Annotated in this window: 15 protein-coding genes and 1 pseudogene; 8 read left to right on the top strand and 8 right to left on the bottom strand. The window is 66.6% G+C overall.

Annotated elements, in window-relative coordinates; all coding sequences use genetic code 11:
• The first annotated feature begins 1 nt into the window (after position 1).
• The 5 genes and pseudogenes from glmS (at position 2) to RI03_RS12045 (ending at position 7664) form a co-directional block, all read left to right on the top strand.
• The gene (gene glmS, locus RI03_RS12065; protein ID WP_010217657.1) at positions 2 to 1825 is read left to right on the top strand and encodes a glutamine--fructose-6-phosphate transaminase (isomerizing); all 1824 of its coding nucleotides are present in this window, start codon (positions 2 to 4) and stop codon (positions 1823 to 1825) included.
• Entirely contained in the window at positions 1822 to 2730 is a 909-nt protein-coding gene (locus tag RI03_RS12060) for an ROK family protein (RefSeq protein WP_010217655.1), read from the top strand. The genes glmS and RI03_RS12060 overlap by 4 nt, the downstream gene beginning before the upstream one ends.
• Positions 2731 to 2924: 194 nt before the next feature.
• Positions 2925 to 4819: pseudogene (locus RI03_RS12055) on the top strand (putative bifunctional diguanylate cyclase/phosphodiesterase).
• Positions 4816 to 6660, top strand: a complete 1845-nt coding sequence (locus tag RI03_RS12050; RefSeq protein WP_010217651.1) for a sensor histidine kinase — start codon at positions 4816 to 4818, stop codon at positions 6658 to 6660. Before RI03_RS12055 ends, RI03_RS12050 begins: the two are co-directional and overlap by 4 nt.
• Positions 6661 to 6803: 143 nt before the next feature.
• The gene (locus tag RI03_RS12045; RefSeq protein ID WP_232283549.1) at positions 6804 to 7664 is read left to right on the top strand and encodes a serine hydrolase; all 861 of its coding nucleotides are present in this window, start codon (positions 6804 to 6806) and stop codon (positions 7662 to 7664) included.
• A gap of 48 nt (positions 7665 to 7712) precedes the next feature.
• Here the strand turns inward: RI03_RS12045 and RI03_RS12040 are convergent, their stop codons facing one another.
• On the bottom strand, positions 7713 to 8180 hold the full coding sequence (locus RI03_RS12040; RefSeq protein ID WP_010217650.1) for a hypothetical protein: 468 nt from the start codon (positions 8178 to 8180) through the stop codon (positions 7713 to 7715).
• Positions 8181 to 8189: 9 nt separating this feature from the next.
• Positions 8190 to 8630: a copper chaperone PCu(A)C gene (locus tag RI03_RS12035; RefSeq protein WP_026046681.1), complete on the bottom strand. Its 441-nt coding sequence runs from the start codon at positions 8628 to 8630 to the stop codon at positions 8190 to 8192.
• A 168-nt stretch (positions 8631 to 8798) separates the two neighbouring features.
• Here RI03_RS12035 and dnaK point away from each other — a divergent pair, with 168 nt between their 5' ends.
• Positions 8799 to 10700 (top strand): molecular chaperone DnaK, encoded by a 1902-nt coding sequence (gene dnaK, locus RI03_RS12030; RefSeq protein WP_010164421.1) that lies wholly within the window; start codon positions 8799 to 8801, stop codon positions 10698 to 10700.
• Between the two features lie 124 nt (positions 10701 to 10824).
• Positions 10825 to 11958, top strand: a complete 1134-nt coding sequence (gene dnaJ, locus RI03_RS12025; RefSeq protein ID WP_010217643.1) for a molecular chaperone DnaJ — start codon at positions 10825 to 10827, stop codon at positions 11956 to 11958.
• A 478-nt stretch (positions 11959 to 12436) separates the two neighbouring features.
• On the opposite strand, the gene purB is transcribed toward dnaJ, so the two are convergent.
• The gene (purB, locus tag RI03_RS12020) at positions 12437 to 13756 is read right to left on the bottom strand and encodes an adenylosuccinate lyase (protein WP_010217640.1); all 1320 of its coding nucleotides are present in this window, start codon (positions 13754 to 13756) and stop codon (positions 12437 to 12439) included.
• 235 nt (positions 13757 to 13991) lie between these two features.
• Here purB and RI03_RS12015 point away from each other — a divergent pair, with 235 nt between their 5' ends.
• Positions 13992 to 14444 carry an EF-hand domain-containing protein gene (locus tag RI03_RS12015; RefSeq protein WP_010217639.1) on the top strand — a complete coding sequence of 151 codons (453 nt, stop codon included), beginning with the start codon at positions 13992 to 13994 and terminating at the stop codon, positions 14442 to 14444.
• A 163-nt stretch (positions 14445 to 14607) separates the two neighbouring features.
• On the opposite strand, the gene arsH is transcribed toward RI03_RS12015, so the two are convergent.
• From arsH to radC, 5 genes are read right to left on the bottom strand one after another with little or no spacing between them, the layout of a single operon-like run.
• A complete protein-coding gene (arsH, locus tag RI03_RS12010) occupies positions 14608 to 15345 on the bottom strand; it encodes an arsenical resistance protein ArsH (RefSeq protein ID WP_010217638.1) in 738 nt (245 codons plus the stop codon).
• A gap of 31 nt (positions 15346 to 15376) precedes the next feature.
• Positions 15377 to 16663: an arsenic transporter gene (locus RI03_RS12005; protein ID WP_010217637.1), complete on the bottom strand. Its 1287-nt coding sequence runs from the start codon at positions 16661 to 16663 to the stop codon at positions 15377 to 15379.
• Positions 16663 to 17085, bottom strand: coding sequence for an arsenate reductase (glutaredoxin) (gene arsC, locus RI03_RS12000; RefSeq protein ID WP_010217636.1), 423 nt, complete (start codon positions 17083 to 17085; stop codon positions 16663 to 16665). Before arsC ends, RI03_RS12005 begins: the two co-directional genes overlap by 1 nt.
• Positions 17086 to 17102: 17 nt before the next feature.
• A complete protein-coding gene (locus RI03_RS11995) occupies positions 17103 to 17435 on the bottom strand; it encodes an ArsR/SmtB family transcription factor (protein WP_010164411.1) in 333 nt (110 codons plus the stop codon).
• A gap of 52 nt (positions 17436 to 17487) precedes the next feature.
• Entirely contained in the window at positions 17488 to 18180 is a 693-nt protein-coding gene (gene radC, locus RI03_RS11990) for a RadC family protein (protein ID WP_010217634.1), read from the bottom strand.
• Positions 18181 to 18311: the final 131 nt, after the last annotated feature.

The raw sequence follows: 18311 nt of genomic DNA, 5'->3' as shown, positions 1-18311 counted from the left end.
CATGTGTGGCATCGTTGGCATCCTGAGCACCGAAGACGTGGCCGATCGTCTGCTCGACGGGCTCAAGCGGCTCGAATATCGCGGCTATGACTCGGCGGGCATCGCGACCGACTTCGACGGCGCGATCGAGCGGCGGCGTGCGTCGGGCAAGCTGATCAATCTCGCAAACGAACTCGCCGCGCACCCGCTGCCGGGCAAGACCGGGATCGCGCACACCCGCTGGGCGACGCATGGCGGGCCGACCACCAACAACGCGCACCCGCATGCGACGGGCGAGGTCGCGGTCGTCCACAACGGGATCATCGAGAATTTCAAGCCGCTGCGCGACGAACTGATCGCGCGCGGGCGCACCTTCACCAGCGAGACCGATACCGAAGTCGTCGCGCATCTGATCAGCGAGAAGGTCGAGGCCGGGCTCGGCCCGATCGAGGCGGTCCGCGAAATCCTTCCGCGGCTCCACGGCGCGTTCGCGCTCGCGATCCTGTTCCGCCAGCATCCCGACCTGCTGATCGGCGCGCGGCTCGGCTCGCCGCTGGTCGTCGGGCATGGCGAAGGCGAGATGTACCTCGGCTCGGACGCGCTCGCGCTCGCGCCGCTGACGCAGCGGATTGCCTATCTCGACGAGGGCGACTGGGTCGTGCTGACGCGCGACGGCGCGCAGGTCTATGACCGCGACAACACCCCCGTAGACCGCGCGATCACGATCTCGGGCGTGACCGGCGATCTCGTGTCCAAGGGCAACCATAAGCATTACATGCTCAAGGAGATTTACGAGCAACCGATCGTCGTCGCGCAGACGCTGCGCTCGTATCTCCAGCGGATGGAGGAACGCGTCACGCTGCCGATCCCCGAGTTCGACCTCTCGACGATCAAGCGCGTGACGATCGTCGCGTGCGGAACGAGCTTCTATGCGGGCATGGTCGCCAAATACTGGTTCGAACAGTTCGCGCGCGTGCCGGTCGACCTCGATGTCGCGTCCGAGTTCCGCTACCGCGCGCCGGTGATGGAGGAGGGCGGTCTCGCGCTCTTCATCAGCCAGTCGGGCGAGACCGCCGATACGCTCGCAGCACTCCGCCACGCCAAGGCCGAAGGGCAGACGATCGCGGTCGTCGTCAACGTGCCGACCAGCTCGATGGCGCGCGAGGCCGACATCTTGCTGCCGACCCACGCTGGTCCCGAAATCGGCGTCGCCTCGACCAAGGCGTTCACCTGCCAGCTCGCGGTGCTCGCCGCGCTTGCCGCCAACCTCGCGCGTGCGAAAGGCAAGCTCAGCCCGGCGGAGGAGAAGATGATCGTCAGGCATCTCGCCGAAGCGCCCGCCGCGCTCAACGGCGCGCTGGCGTATGACGAGGCAATCGAGGCGATGGCGCATCATATCGCGGTGGCGCGCGACGTGCTCTACCTGGGGCGCGGGACCGACTATCCGCTGGCGCTGGAAGGCGCGCTGAAACTGAAGGAAATCAGCTACATCCACGCGGAAGGTTATGCCGCGGGCGAGATGAAGCACGGGCCGATCGCGCTGATCGACGAGAATGTGCCGGTCATCGTCATCGCGCCGTCGGGGCCGCTGTTCGACAAGACCGTGAGCAACATGCAGGAAGTCCAGGCGCGCGGCGGAAAGGTCGTGCTGATCTCGGATTATGACGGGATCCAGGCGGCCGGCGACGGCTGTCTCGCGACGATCACCATGCCCAAGGTCCACCCGTTGATCGCGCCGCTCGTTTATGCGGTGCCGGTGCAGTTGCTCGCGTACCACGTCGCGGTGATCAAGGGCACCGATGTCGACCAGCCGCGCAACCTCGCCAAGTCGGTGACGGTCGAATGAGCTCGCCGCTTGTTGCAGGGGTCGAGCTTGGCGGGACCAAGGTCATCTGCGTGCTCGGCAGCGGGCCGGACGACGTTCGGGACACGGTGACGATCCCGACGACGACGCCCGCCGAAACGCTCGACGCGGTCGAGGCCGTGCTCGGCCGCTGGGCGGGGTATGAGGCGCTCGGCATCGCGAGCTTCGGGCCGGTGTCGCTCGATCCGCTGGATCCGACGCACGGCTTCATCACCGCCACCCCCAAGCCGGACTGGTCGCACACCGATGTCGGCGCGCGGCTGGCGCGCGTGACGGGGGTGCCGACCGGGTTCGACAGCGACGTTGCGGGCGCGGCACTGGGCGAGGGCCGCTGGGGTGCCGCGCGCACCGTCGCGGATCATGCCTATGTCACCGTCGGGACCGGGCTTGGCGTCGGTCTGGTGCTCGGCGGGATGCCGGTATCCGGGCTGACGCATTCCGAACTGGGGCACATTCGCCCCGTCCGGCTGGCGGGGGACCACTGGGCGGGGGCGTGCCCGTTCCATGGCGATTGCCTCGAGGGGCTCGCCTCGGGCACCGCAATCCGCGCGCGCACCGGAACCGCGGCGCAGGATATCGCGGCGGACGATCCGGTGTGGGACGGGGTCGCGCATGCGCTCGCGCAATTGTGCCACATGCTCGTGCTGACCGGGATCCCGCGTCGGATCGTGATGGGTGGCGGGGTGATGGTCGGGACACCGCATCTGTTCTCGCGGATCCAGGAGAAGCTCGTCCATAGCCTCGCAGGCTATGTCAGCGCGCGCGGACTCCTGCCGATCGAGGCGTTCGTCGTTCCGGCCGAACTCGGCGGGATGGCCGGGCCGCTGGGTGCGATCGAGCTCGGCGTCCGCGCCTTGAGCCGGGGAAGTGTGTTCGGCCGGTCGTAAGCCCGGTTGCGGGAAACGGTCGGTTCCATCGGCGTTTCCCGCGGGGGTGATGCCTGCGGCGGGCGCCAGAGCCCCCCCCGTTCGGGATGAAAATCCTCGGAATTTGAATATCTTCGCTACACAAGTTCTTAACCTAGTTTGCATACCGCAAGGAAAGGGCGCATCGCGTCCTTTGCCGATAATGGTGGTGCCAGATGCGTATTCTCATCGTCGACGACGAACCTGCCATGCACGACAGCTATCGACGCAGCTTTGCGCCGGTCGGCGACGGCATCAACCCGGCGCTCGACGCGATGGCAGCCGAGCTGTTCGGGGCGAATGTCGCTGCGCTCCCGGCTGATCCGCTGCAGTCGTTCGCGCTCGTTCACGCGTTGCAGGGGATGGAGGGTGTTGCCGCGGTCGCCGCCGCACAGCGCGACGACGATCCGATCGCGGTCGCGTTCATCGACGTGCGCATGCCCCCGGGGATCGACGGGCGCGAGACCGCCGCGCGGATCCGCGCGATCGACCCCGAGATCCATCTCGTCATCGTCACCGGCTATTCGGACTTCGCGCCGATCGAGATCGCCCGGGTCGCCGGCCCCGCGGACAAACTCTTCTATATCGCCAAGCCGTTCGAGGTTGCCGAGGTCCAGCAGATGGCGACTGCGCTGGTCCATCGCTGGGAAAATGACCGCGAACTGACCGCCGCGCGGCTTACGCTTGCCGAGCAGGTCGTCCAGTTGCAGGAACAGGGCCATGAGCTCGCCGCGAACGAAAGCCGCGCGATGCATCTGGCGAGCCATGACTCGCTGACCGAGGCGCCCAACCGGCTGGCCTTCCGCCGCGCGCTGGCCGAGCGCGCGCGCTCGAATGTGCAATTTGCGGTCGCGATGGTCGACCTCGACCGGTTCAAGCTCGTCAACGATACGCTTGGGCATCTTGCCGGTGACGAACTGATCCGCGCGATGTGCGGCGTGTTGCAACGCTCGGTCCCGGAGGGCGGGATGGTTGCGCGGCTGGGCGGGGACGAATTCGGCCTGCTGTTCGATACCCCCGGGCAGGATGCCGCCGCAGCGGACTGCGAGCGGATCGCCAAGGCGTGCGCGACCACCTTCAAGGTGCTTGGCCATTCGGTGCACGGCGGCGCATCGATCGGGCTGATCGCGACCGAGCCGGGCGAGACGCGCGATCCGGTCGACCTGATGCGCCGGGCGGATCTCGCGCTCAACGACGCCAAGCGCGACGGGCGCGGGATCGTCCGCGTGTTCGACGACGGGATGGACGAGACGATCCGTCTGGCCGCACGATCGAGACCGGCCTCTCGGGCGCGATCGCGCGCGACGAGCTCAGTCTCGCCTATCAGCCGATCGTCGGGCGCGAGCGGCTCGAGATCGTCGGGTTCGAGGCGCTGCTGCGGTGGAACACCGATGCGCACGGCCCGATCGGCCCCGATGTGTTCATCCCGATCGCCGAGGAATCCAACCTGATCCACGAGATTGGCGACTGGGTCCTGCGGGAATCGCTTAAGGTGCTGGTCGAATGGCCGACGCAATATGTCTCGATCAACTTCTCGCCGCGCCAGTTCCGGCGGCACAATTTCGTCGCGCGGCTGGTCGAGGAAGTCCAGCGCGCGGGGGTCGACCCGACGCGGGTGCAGATCGAGATCACCGAGACCGCGATCTTCGACGATGCCGATCGCGCCGCCGAGACGCTCTACAAGCTGCGCCAGATGGGTTTCCGCATCGCGCTCGATGATTTCGGGACGGGCTATTCGAGCCTCTACAACATCCGCAAGTTCGCGCTCGACTGCCTCAAGATCGACCGCAGCTTCATCGACGGCATGGGACGCGAGCGCGAGAGCGCGGCGATCGTCCACTCGATCATCCATCTCGGCCGTGCGCTCGGGCTCGGCGTGGTGGCGGAAGGGGTCGAGAGCGATGCCCAGTTGCAGGCGCTGCGCGTGGCGGGGTGTTCGCACATGCAGGGGTTCCTGTTCTCGCGGCCGGTGCCCAAGGCTTTCGCACGCCAGATCGCGGTGACGCGGTTCATGACCGATGGGTCGGGAACACCGCCGCTGCTTGAAGACGATCGCGCGACATCGGGATGATCGCGCGCCGCTCCCGCTGGACGCGCGCACGGGTATGGCGGCGGCGTTCGGTCCGGGCATTATGGCCAGGGACGCTGGGCGCGAAGCTCGTGCTGATCCTCACCGTAATCGGTCTGCTCGGCGCGGTTGCGCTGGTCGCGGTGCTGGCATCGGTGATCGTCCCCAGTTTCGATGCGCTCGAGCAGCGCGCGGTGGCGGCCGAGGTCGATCGCATGCATGCCGCGCTCGACACCATCGCGCGATCGGTCGAACAGAATGCGCGCGACTATGTCGACGGTTCCGCCGGCACCCCGATCGCTGCCGGCGCGTCGCGGGCGCTCAAGGTAAAGACGGTGGACGGGATCGCGCAGGTCGCGCCGCTCGACGGCGTGGAAGCGCTGCGGTGGCGCAAATCCGCAGGCGTCCGTGGCGAGCGCGACTTTGCAACGTTGCTGACGCATCTCCCGCTCGAACGCATCGCTGCGGGGCAGCATCCCGCCCATTTCTACACCCGGCTCGGCGGCGGCATCGTCGCGATCGGGGTGGCGCGGGTCTATCCTTCGCCCGGCGGTACCAGCGGATCGCGCCGGTATGTCGTGATGGCCCGGCGCCTGTCGGCAAAGATGCTCTCCGACGCCGCGCAACAGCCTGCGCGGATCGATCTCACGCAAACGCCGTCGACCACGGTCGTCCGTTCGTCGCCCGCGTCGCTGCGGATCGCGGTGCCGATCGCGGCCGTCGACGGGCGCGTGCTCGGGAGCGTGACGGTCACCGTCCGGCGCGATCTCGCGGTGCTGGGGCAGCGCGTGCTGCTGCTTGCGGTCGCCGGGTCGATCATCCTCTTGCTGATCGTGCTGCTCGTGCTGTCCCGGATGATGACGACGCTGGTGCTGCGCCCGCTCGCGCGGGTCGAGCGGCACATGCAGACCGTGCCGCAGACGGGCTCACTCGAATTGCTGCGCGATGTCCCGCGCAACGACGAGATCGGCTCGCTTGCCGCCAGCTTCAACGCGATGCTGTGCCAGCTGCAGGATCTGCGCGGGCAGCTCGAACTGCAGAATTTCGCACTTGGGAGAAGCGACAGCGCGACCGCGATCCTGCACAATGTCCGCAACGCGCTGACCCCGGTCAGCACGATCGTGAGCCGGGATTTGCAACAGCCGCCGCCGGTCGACCGTGACATGATCGACCGGGCGATTGCGGAGCTCGCGCAGGACGATCTCGAGCCGGCGCGCCGCGCGAAGCTCGCGGCCTTCACGGGCGCTGCGGTGGCGGCGGTTGCCAAGGACCGCGCCGAGCGGCAGGCGGCGTTGCTGGTCGCCCGCGAGGCGATGGCGCAGGTGCTCGAGATCATTGGGCAGCAACATCAGGCGGCGCAGGAGCGTCCTGAGCTATCCCCCTGTGACGTAACGGATATCGTCGCGCGGAATGCAACGATCGCGCGCTATTCGGGGACCGTCTCGATCGCGTTCAGTTTCCCCGCGCAGCGCTGCGACGTGATCGCGAGCCGGATCCTGCTGAGCCAGGTGATCGGCAATCTGTTCGCCAATGCCGCGGATGCGATCGCGGCGCGCGGCACCGGGAGCGGCAGCATCGGCGTGACGATCGAACGGGTCGGCGACACCGCCTGGATCGCGATCCGAGATGACGGCGAGGGGATCGAGCGGGGCGCGGCGTCCAGCCTGTTCCAGCGCGGCTATTCCACCCGCGCACACAAGGTCGGGGGGCTCGGGTTGCATTGGTGCGCCAATGCGATGCGCGCGATGCAGGGGACGCTTCGGCTCGACAGCGCGGGCCCGGGGCAGGGCGCGGTGGCCACGCTGACCCTGCGGCTCGCGCCGACCGGGGCGGGTGGAACGTGACGGTCGGCTTTCCGGGCCAGCGCCCCCCACTTTTCGCGCGCTCCCCGGAATTCGACGAACATCAGCACTTTGCAACACGTCGTATTCACATGCCGGAGTTTAGGCTAAGCACAATGCCGAAGGATCCCACGCAAGGACGATCGATGCGCGTACCCCTCCTCTCCCGCCTGCTTCTGTCCGGTCTTGCCGCCAGCCTCATCGTCCCCGCACCGGCCATGGCCGCAAGTTCGCCCGAGCTGATCGGGCTGGAACGCCAGTTGAGCATGCTGGTCGCGGGGCGCACCGGGGAATATGGCATCGCCGCGCTCGATCTGCGCGATGGTTCGGCGGTTGCCGTCAACGGCGACATCGCGTTTCCGATGGCGAGCACGGTCAAGCTCGCGATTGCGGCTGCCTATCTTGCCGAGGTCGACCACGGGCGACGCAGCCTGAGCGAGACGCTCTACGGCCGACCCGCCGCCAAGGTCATGGAATTGATGCTCGTCCGCAGCGACAATATCGCGGCCGACCAGTTGCTTGCGACGCTCGGTGGCCCGATGGCGGTCCAGCAGTGGCTGTGGTCGCACAAGATCACCGGCATCCGCGTGGACCGCACCATCGCGCAGTTGCTGCGCGAGCGTGGCCATCTGGCCGACAGCAAGGACGTCGCCACGCCGGTTGCGATGGTCGCGCTGTTGTACAAGCTCGACAACGGGACCATCCTGAGCGCGCAAAGCCGCAACGTCCTGTTCGACCTGATGGGCCGGTGCCAGACGGGAACGCGCCGTATTCGCGCGCTGCTGCCCGTTGGCACGCGGGTCGAGGACAAGACCGGCACGCTGGACGGGGTCACCAACGACGTAGGGGTCATCACCATGCCCGACGGGCGCCGCGTCGCGATTGCGATCTTCGCGCGTGGGGGGCGCGATCGGCAGCCGGTCATCGCGGAAGTTTCGCGCGTGATCTACGACCGGTTCTCGGACAGCGTCCGCATTGCCTTGTCGCTGTTCCTGCAGATGCGGTGACCCGATCGTCCTGGTCCGGTCGCGACGTCGACCGGATGATGATCGACCTCACCCCGGCCGGAACGGCAGGATGCTCTCATAGGTCGCAAGCGGCAGCGCGCCTCGTATGAACCCGCCGCGCCGCAGCACGAAGGTATGCCGCACGATCTCCGCCTGCTGCTCGATCCCGTAGCCTTTAAGCGGCAGGCCGGGCCGGATCGCGTAATCGTACCGGCAGAACGGGTGCCGCACGAGGGGGAGGAACACCCCCCGCTGGGTCTGCCAGATATGCGTCATCTCATGGATCAGCAGCCCTTGCGCATCGAGACTTTCGCATGCGAAATCATCGCGATACAATGAACCCTTGGGATGGAAGCAGATGCACCCGGTCGGCGCCATCACCGTCTCGCGCGGCTGGAAGAACGCCCATTTGCGCTGTGCAAGGCGCACCTTCGCGTAATCGATCGCATCGCCGAACACGCCTTTCGCCAGCGTGATCTCGCCCTCGGTCAGCGTCCTTTTCTCGCCGCGTGCCACGCCCCGCGCTCAGTCCTTGAAGGTCGGCGCGGGTGCGCCGGGTGCGATCGTCGGCACGAGCGCATCGATCCGTCGCCCGTCCGAGAAAGTGAAGGTCAGCGTGATCGGGCGGCCCGGTTTGATCCCGGGGTTCATGTCGAACAGCATCAGGTGCTTGCCGCCCGGTTTGAATTCGGTCGTCGACTTGGCCGGGATCTTGAGGTCGCCGAGTGGCTTCATCGTCGCCATGCCCCCGGCGGTCATCGATTCATGCAGCTCGCTCTTGACCGCGACCGGGCTGTTGACTGCGATCAGCGTCGTTTCGGTCGGCCCGCCATGGATCGTGAAATAGCCCGCCGACGGGCGGCTCGGCAGCGTGCCCAGCCGGACATAGCCGTGATCGACCTTGAGTTCGGGCGGCGACTGGCACCCGGCCACCGACAGCCCGGCAAAAACCATAAAAGACCGCACGTTCAAATCTTATCTCCCGCATTGGGAACCCAACTGCGTCTCTAGGCGTGCGAAAATCTTGCGACAAGCGAAAGCCCCCCTATATCGCTGGAGTAACGGGTCGTGTCGCTCAGTTCGAGGGCACGGCTGAACGCCAATTTTTTGACTGACGGGGGCCCAAGAGGACCAATGGCAAAAGTAATCGGAATCGATCTCGGCACGACCAACAGCTGCGTATCCGTCATGGAAGGCGGCAAGCCGAAGGTTATCGAAAACGCAGAGGGCGCGCGGACCACGCCGTCGATCGTCGCGTTCGCCAAGGATGGCGAGCGACTGGTCGGCCAGCCGGCCAAGCGCCAGGCAGTGACCAACCCCGAGAACACGATCTTCGCGGTGAAGCGGCTGATCGGCCGTCGTTTCGACGATCCGATCACCAAGAAGGACACCGAGCTGGTCCCGTACCACATCGTGCGCGGCAACAATGGTGACGCATGGGTCGGCGCGGGCGGCAAGGAATACAGCCCGTCGCAGATCTCGGCCTTCACGCTTCAGAAGATGAAGGAAACCGCGGAAGCCTATCTCGGCGAGACGGTCACGCAGGCGGTCATCACCGTGCCCGCATACTTCAACGACGCGCAGCGCCAGGCGACCAAGGACGCCGGGCAGATCGCCGGTCTCGAAGTGCTCCGCATCATCAATGAGCCGACGGCGGCAGCGCTCGCCTACGGTCTCGACAAGGACACCAACAAGACGATCGCGGTCTATGACCTCGGCGGCGGCACCTTCGACATCTCGATCCTCGAGATCGGCGATGGCGTGTTCGAAGTGAAGGCGACCAACGGCGACACCTTCCTCGGTGGCGAGGATTTCGACAACAAGCTGCTCAACTTCCTGTCGGACGACTTCAAGAAGGCGGAAGGGATCGACCTCACCAAGGACAAGCTGGCACTCCAGCGTCTGAAGGAAGCGGCCGAGAAGGCGAAGATCGAGCTGTCGTCGGCAGCCACGACCGAAGTCAATTTGCCGTTCATCACCGCGGACGCGACCGGCCCGAAGCATCTCGTCAAGGCGATCACGCGCTCGGATCTCGAGCGTCTGGTCGAGGACCTGATCCAGCGCACGCTTGAGCCGTGCAAGAAGGCGATGGCGGATGCGGGCGTCAAGGCGTCGGACATCAGCGAAGTCGTTCTCGTCGGCGGCATGACGCGCATGCCCAAGGTCCGTCAGGTCGTGAAGGACTTCTTCGGCAAGGAACCGCATTCGGGCGTCAACCCGGATGAGGTCGTTGCGATGGGTGCCGCGATCCAGGCCGGCGTGCTGCAGGGTGACGTCAAGGACGTGCTGCTGCTCGACGTGACGCCGCTGTCGCTCGGCATCGAGACGCTGGGTGGCGTGTTCACCCGGATGATCGATCGCAACACGACGATCCCGACCAAGAAGTCGCAGACCTATTCGACCGCGGACGACAACCAGGGTGCGGTCACCATCCGCGTCTTCCAGGGCGAGCGCGAAATGGCGGCGGACAACAAGATCCTCGGCCAGTTTGACCTGGTCGGCATCCCGCCCGCACCGCGCGGCGTGCCGCAGATCGAGGTCACGTTCGACATCGACGCCAACGGCCTCGTCAACGTGTCGGCGAAGGACAAGGGCACCGGCAAGGAGCAGCAGATCCGCATCCAGGCATCGGGTGGCCTGTCGGATCGCGACATCGAGCAGATGGTTCGTGACGCCGAGCAGTTCGCCGAGGACGACAAGAAGCGCCGTGCATCGGCTGAGGCGAAGAACAACGCCGAGAGCCTGATCCACACGACCGAGCGTCAGCTTGCCGACAATGCCGACAAGGTCGACGCCGCACTCAAGGGCGAGATCGAAGCGGCGATCGCCGAAGCCAAGACCGCGGTCGAAGGTGGCGATCCCGAGGCGATGAAGGCCAAGGCCGAAGCGCTCGGCCAGGTTGCGATGAAGCTTGGTCAGGCGATCTACGAGAAGCAGGCGCAGGCCGACGCTTCGCCCGCCGCCGACGGTGCAGCAGCACCGAAGGACGACGTGGTCGATGCGGAATTCTCCGAAGTCGACGACACCAAGGCATAAGCACAAACGCCCTCTCTCGCGTGGCGGGGGAGGGCCGCCGGGCGCGGCGGTGGCGGGCTTGGGGCAGGGCGGTCGAACCGTTCGCTGTTCCACCCGCCACCGTCTCCCGGTCTGAGGGCCTGACATGAGCACCGAAGTCGATTTCTACGAACTGCTCGAAATCGAGCGCACCGCCGACGACGGGACGATCAAGACGTCCTATCGCAAGCTGGCGATGAAATATCACCCGGACCGCAACCCCGGTTGCAAGGATTCCGAGGCGCATTTCAAGGCGATCAGCGAGGCCTATGATTGCCTCAAGGATCCGCAGAAGCGCGCCGCCTATGATCGCTTCGGCCACGAGGCATTCCGGCAGGGCGGCGGCGGTGGCGCTCGTGGTGGCGGTGGCGCGCAGGACTTCGGTGCCTTTTCCGATATATTCGAGAACATCTTTGGCGAGTTCATGGGCGGCCAGCGCGGTGGCGGTGGCGCGCAGGGACCGCGGCGTGGTGCCGATTTGCGCTACGACATGGAAATCACGCTCGAGGACGCATTCCACGGCAAGTCGACCGACATCACGATCGACGTATCGGGCGTGTGCGAGGTCTGCGAAGGCAGCGGCGCGACCCGCGGGACCGTCGCAAAGACCTGCGCCACGTGCCACGGCCACGGCAAGGTCCGCGCGCAGCAGGGCTTCTTCGTGGTCGAGCGGACGTGCCCGAGCTGCCACGGTGCGGGGCAGACGATTGCGGACCCATGCGGCGCTTGCCACGGCGAAGGCCGGATCGACCAGACCAAGACGCGCACCGTCAACATCCCCGCAGGGGTCGACGAAGGCACGCGCGTCCGCTTGACCGGCGAGGGCGAGGCGGGTCTTCGCGGCGCGCCGGCGGGCGATCTCTACATTTTTCTCCATGTCGCGCGGCATCCGCTGTTCGAGCGCGAGGGCACCACGCTGTTCGCGCGCACGCCGATCAGCTTCACGACCGCGGCGCTCGGGGGCGAAGTCACGATCCCGGGGCCGGACGGGGTGAATTATGCGATCAAGATTCCTGCCGGCACGCAGTCCGGACGCGAGCTGCGCCAGCGGGGTGCGGGCATGCCGGTGTTGCAGGGTCGCGGCCGTGGCGATCTGGTGATCCGCGTCGAGGTCGAGACCCCGACCAGCCTGACCGCCCGCCAGCGCGAGTTGCTCGAGGAGTTCCGCGCGACCGAGACGGGTAAGGAATGCCCGCAGACGAGCGGGTTCTTCAAGAAGGTGAAAAGCGCCTGGGTGTGAGGCGGGCGTCATGCTCAGAGGGGGTGGCGTAAGCGGGCGTCAGGAAGCGCTTCCCCCTCATCTGCTACTTCCCCGGCGAAGGCCGGGGCCCAGTAGTGAGACAGAAGATCCTCAAGCGCTGCGCTTCTTTCCCTCGGCCATCTCGACTGGGCCCCGGCCTTCGCCGGGGAAGTGGGTGGTAGGGAACAGGCTCGCGCCAAATATCAGGATAGTAAAAAAGCGCTTCTCCCGCCCCTTGTCACAAGGGGCGGTCGAGCGGTCGGTGGTTAGAAGATCAGGACTTCCGCCACCAGCGCGACACCGGCAGCAGCGATCAGGCCGCTGGCCAGGGTTTGCAAAATGCGCATTGTGGGTCTCCGTGCCGGATCATCCCGGCACGGAGGCATTTGGAGATTGTTGCTTAAGCAAGCAACATTGTTACGCACATTCGCAGGTGCAGCATTTGCACGCCGGAATGCCCTATATCGTCGACGAACTGTTAACCCTTCGCCCCGAACACCCGCGCGAAGATCGTGTCGACGTGCTTCAGGTGATAGCCGAGATCGAACTTGTCCTCGATGTCCGCGACCGACAGCGCGGCGGTCACTTCAGGGTCGGCCTTGAGCAGTTCGAGCAGCGACAGCTCGCCATCCGATTCCCACACCTTCATCGCGTTGCGCTGGACGAGGCGATACGAATCCTCGCGGCTCACCCCGGCCTGGGTCAGCGCTAGCAGCACGCGCTGCGAATGGACGAGACCGCCCATCTTGTTGAGATTCTTCTCCATTCGTGCGGGATAAACGAGCAGCTTCTCGATCACCCCGGTCATCCGGCCGAGCGCGAAGTCGAGCGTGATCGTCGCATCGGGGCCAATATAGCGCTCGACCGACGAATGGCTGATGTCGCGCTCATGCCACAAAGCAACGTTCTCGAGCGCCGGCGTGACATAACCGCGTACCATCCGCGCGAGGCCGGTGAGGTTCTCGGTCAGCACCGGGTTGCGCTTGTGCGGCATCGCCGACGAGCCCTTCTGGCCCGGCGAGAAATACTCTTCCGCTTCCAGCACTTCGGTGCGCTGCAAATGGCGCACTTCGGTCGCGAGCCGCTCGATCGACGAGGCGATCACGCCCAGGGTCGCGAAGAACATCGCGTGGCGATCGCGCGGGATGACCTGGGTCGAGACCGGTTCGACCGTCAGGCCGAGCTTGGCGGCGACATGTTCCTCGACGCGCGGGTCAATGTTGGCGAAGGTGCCGACCGCACCCGAGATCGCGCAGGTCGCGATATCGGCGCGCGCCGCGACCAGGCGCTCGCGGTTGCGCGCGAATTCGGCATAGGCCTGCGCGAGTTTGAGGCCGAACGTCACCGGTTCGGCGTGGATGCCGTGGCTGCGCCCGATCGTCGGGGTCATCTTGTGTTCGTGCGCCCGCACCGACAGCGCGGCGAGCAGCGCATCGATATCCGCGATCAGCAAATCCGCCGCCTGTGCGAGCTGCACCGCGAGGCAGGTGTCGAGCACGTCCGAGGAGGTCATCCCCTGGTGCATGAATCGCGCTTCGTCGCCGACCTGCTCCGCGACCCACGTCAGGAACGCGATCACGTCATGCTTGGTGACCGCTTCGATCGCGTCGATCGCGGCGACGTCGATCTCGGGCTTGGTCGCCCACCACGCCCAGAGCGCGTCCGCTGCCTTGCGCGGGACGACGCCGAGGTCGGCGAGCGCCTCGGTCGCATGCGCCTCGATCTCGAACCAGATGCGGAAGCGCGCCTCGGGCGTCCAGATCGCGGTCATGGCGGGGCGGGAGTAGCGGGGGACCATCGGGATTCCTTCGGCAAGCGGGCGTGGATCGGAACGCGCCCAACACAGGGCCGGATCGGCCCATCGTGGATTCGGCACGCATCTGGACGAGCGGGGGGGTAGCAGGGACGGGCCGAGGCTTCAAATCGGGCGTTTCGAGGCTCCTGCCGTAGCATTGCTGGGAAGCCGAGAGCATAAGGACGCATCGGATCCGCCGGGCGGGGACCCCCCCGGATCTTGAACAAGGAGATGCGTAATGTTCAAGTCCATCGTTATTGCGAGTGCGGTTTTGATTTCAGCGCCGGTATTTGGCCAGACCACGCAACCTGCAGCCGCAGTCCCTCCCGGCGCGCAGCAAGGGGCCACGAATATTGATGCCAACTCGTCGGCACCATCGTCGCAGGGTGCGGCTCCGGCCGAATCGACTCCGGGGCAGACCACGACCGCGCAGGCCGCCTCCGGCGCGCAGGTCGCAGAAGTCGTCGGCACCGAATTCCCGACCTATGACAAAGACGGCGACGGTGCGCTCAGCGCGAAGGAGTTTGGCGCGTGGATGGTGACGCTCAAGACCGCGAGCGACCCGTCGACCAAGGCAACCGCCCCCGCGACCAAGACCTGGATCGCCCAGGCGTTCGCGCAGGCGGACGTCGACAAGAACCGTAAGGTCTCCAAGGGCGAGCTGACGACGTTCCTGTCGGCAGCGGCCTGATCCAGGGCGCACGCCGCGCAAACGGCGTGCACCTCCCAACCAACCGTTCGCTTCGAGCGAAGTCGAGAAGTAGCCACAGACGCCGTGCCAGGTTTCTCGACTACGCTCGAAACGAACGGGTGGGGAAGGGTCGGATCCCGGCGAGTGTCGGCGTACCTCAATCCTACCGACCTGCGATGCTCGACAGGTCGGTCGCCGGGTCGATCACCCGCCCGGCGTCCTTGCGCTCGGAATACCGGTCGACCAGCTGCGCGCCATGCGGCCGCAGCAAGACGGTGAAGCGCACCAGTTCCTCCATCACATCGACGATCCGATCATAATAGGACGACGGCTTCATGCGCCCGTCCTCGTCGAATTCGGCGAACGCCTTGGCGACGCTCGACTGGTTGGGGATGGTCACCATCCGCATCCACCGGCCGAGGATGCGCAGCGTATTGACGCTGTTGAACGATTGCGACCCGGCAGACACCTGCATCACCGCCAGCGTCCGCCCCTGCGTCGGGCGCATTCCACCCATCGCGAGGGGAAGGTGGTCGATCTGCAGCTTCATGATCCCGGTGATCTGCCCGTGGCGTTCGGGGCTGCACCAGACATGCCCCTCCGACCACAGCGACAGCTCGCGCAGTTCATGGACCGCGGGGTGATCGTCGCCCGCGACCTGATCGGGGAGCGGCAGGGTCGACGGATCGAAGATCCGCGTCTCGCACTCGAAAAACTGCAACAGTCGCGCGGCTTCCTCGACGCACAGTCGCGAGAAGGAGCGTTCGCGAAGCGACCCGTAGAGCAGCAGGATTCGCGGCGCCGGATCGCTCGGCCCCAGCCCGAGCGCGGGGCGGCGATGCGCATAGCGCGGATCGAGCGCGGGGAGGTGATCGGGATCGGCAAGCAGGCGAAGCGGCATCAGCGCACCTCTTTAATGGGAGGGAGCGGAATCATGCCAGGCTCAGCCGGAGCGCCAGTGCAGCGAGGGTGACCAGCAGCACCGGGATCGTCAGCGTCGCACCGATGCGGAAGTAATAGCCCCAGCCGATCCGGATCCCTTTCTGCCCCAGCACGTGCAGCCACAGCAGCGTTGCGAGCGAGCCGATCGGCGTGATCTTGGGGCCGAGGTCGCAGCCGATGACATTGGCATAGACCATTGCTTCCCGGACCAGCCCGGTCGCGTGCGTCGCCTCGATCGAGAGCGCGCCGACCAGCACCGTCGGCATGTTGTTCATCACCGACGACAGCAGCGCCGCGAGAATCCCGGTGCCGAACGCCGCGCCCCACACGCCGCCCCGCGCGCTGCGATCGAGCAGCACAGCCAGATGATCGGTCAGCCCCGCGTTGCGGAGGCCATAGACCACCAGATACATGCCGAGCGAGAAGACCACGACCTGCCACGGCGCACCGCGCAGCACCGTTCGCGTCGCGATCACGTCGCCGCGCGCGGCGATCCCCAGCAGCAGCAGCGCCCCCGCCGCGGCGATCGCGCTGACCGGCACGCCGAGCGGCTCGAGCAGGAAGAACCCGACGAGCAACGCGCAGAGCACGACCCACCCCGCCTTGAACGTCGCCGGATCGCGAATCGCCGCGGCTGGCGTGCGCAGTTGCTCGACGGGATAGCGCGCCGGAATATCCCGGCGGAAATACAGCGACAGCACGACCAGCGTCGCCGCGATCGACGCAAGGTCAACCGGCACCATCACCGAGGCGTAGCGCCCGAACCCGATCCGGAAGAAGTCGGCCGAGACGATGTTGACGAGGTTGGAAACGATCAGCGGCAGGCTCGCAGTATCGGCGATGAAGCCCGCCGCCATTACGAAGGCAAGCGTCGCCTTGTCGCGATACCCCAGCGCACGCAGCATCGCGATCACGATCGGCGTGAGGATCAGCGCCGCGCCGTCATTCGCGAACAGCGCGGAGACGGTCGCGCCCAGCAACACGATCAGCACGAACAGCCGCCGCCCATGCCCGCCGCCCCAGCGCGCGACATGGAGTGCGGCCCATTCGAAAAAGCCCGCCTCGTCCAACAACAGGCTGACGATGATGATCGCGACGAAGGTCGCGGTGGCATTCCACACGATGCCCCAGACCACGGGAATATCGGACAGCGACACCACCCCCGCGAGCAGAGCGACCCCCGCGCCGCCAAGCGCGCTCCAGCCGATGCCAAGCCCGCGCGGTTGCCAGATGACGAGCGTGATCGTGGCGATGAAGATCGCGAGCGCGAGCAGCATCAGGCGATGCGCTGCCCGGCGGCATCGACCACCTGCTCGCCGTCTTCCTTGGCGAACGCACCTCGCTGCGGGGTGGGGAGCAGGTCGAGCACCGCCTCGGACGGACGGCACAGTTTCACGCCCAGCGGGGAGACGACGAGCGGGCGGTTGATCAGGGCCGGGTGCGCCGTCATCGCGTCGACCAGCGCGGCGTCGGACAGCGTTTCGTCATCGAGCCCGAGCTCGGCATAAGGCGTGCCTTTCGCGCGGAGCAGCGCACGCGGCGTCATCCCCGCGCGCTCGACCAGCGCGACGAGCATGGCGCGCGACGGCGGGGTCTTGAGATATTCGACGACATGCGGTTCGATCCCGGCGTTGCGGATCATCGCGAGCGTGTTGCGCGAGGTGCCGCAGGCGGGGTTGTGGTAGACGATGATGTCCATGGTCACGGTGCGGTCCTTCAGCAGCAGGGGGCAAGTTCGGCGAGGAGCGGGGTGCACAATTCCTGGTTGCCCGCGCAGCAATCCTGGACGAGGAACAGCATCATTTTGCGCACCGAATCGATATCGGCGCGGTAGAAGATCGTGCGACCCTTGCGCTCGAACCGCACCAGCCCCGAGCGGGTGAGGATCGCGAGATGCGCCGACATGGTGTTTTGCGGTACGCCGAGCTGGCGTGCGACTTCCCCGGCGGGCAGGCCGTCGGGTACGTGGCGCATCAGCAGCCGGAAGGTATCGAGTCGAGTCCCCTGGGCGAGTGCGCCGAGCCCGGCGATGGCGAGAGCTGATTCCATGTATCCAGAATAGCGGATGCAACGGCAAGCGCAAGGCTTGGCTAGGGGCGAATCACAGCAATCCCATCGCACGGAGGCTGGAATGCCCCGACGCGGCGATGATGACGTGATCGTGCAGCGCGATCCCCATCCGCTTCCCCGCCTCGGCGACGCGTCGGGTAATGTCGATGTCGGCGCGGCTCGGGGCGGGGTCGCCGCTCGGATGGTTGTGGACGAGGATGATCGCCGCCGAGCCGAGGTCGATCGCGCGGCGGATCACCTCGCGGACATAGAGCGCCGCCTCGTCGATCGACCCGTCGCTCATCACTTCGTCGCGCAGCAGCATGTTGCGCGCGTTGAGGTGGAGCACGCGGACCCGTTCATTGGTACGATGCGCCATGTCGGCGTGGAGATAATCGAGCAGCGCCTGCCAGCTCGCCAGGACAGGGCGCGTGCTCGCCTCGACCCGCAGCAGCCGCAAGGCGGTCGCCTGGACGATGCGGATCGCCGCGGCGGAGGTGTCACCCATGCCCGGCATCCGCAGCAACGCCTCGGGCTCGGCGGTGAACAGCCCCCCGATCCCGCCGAACTCGGCGAGCAACGCCTTGGCCAGCGGCTTGGTGTCGCGCCGCGGGATCGCCAGCGCGAGCAGATATTCGACCAGTTCGTGATCGAGCAGCGCCTCGCCGCCCTGCTGGAACAGCCGCTGACGCAGGCGGGCGCGGTGTCCGGTCTGGTCCGGAAGGGCGGGGGCGGGGCCGGTCATCGTCGCCAGACGTATCGTTACGCTTGCGACGAAGCAACGCATTGGCGGACGCAGGCGCGCGGAAGGACCGGACCGCGACCAATGGTTGACACCCCCCGGCCAGCTTCCTAAACGATCCGTCATACGGGAGG

The organism is Sphingomonas sp. PAMC 26621 (genome assembly GCF_000251145.1).
Lineage (GTDB): Bacteria > Pseudomonadota > Alphaproteobacteria > Sphingomonadales > Sphingomonadaceae > Sphingomonas.
This window is presented reverse-complemented; position numbering and strand designations above follow the sequence as displayed.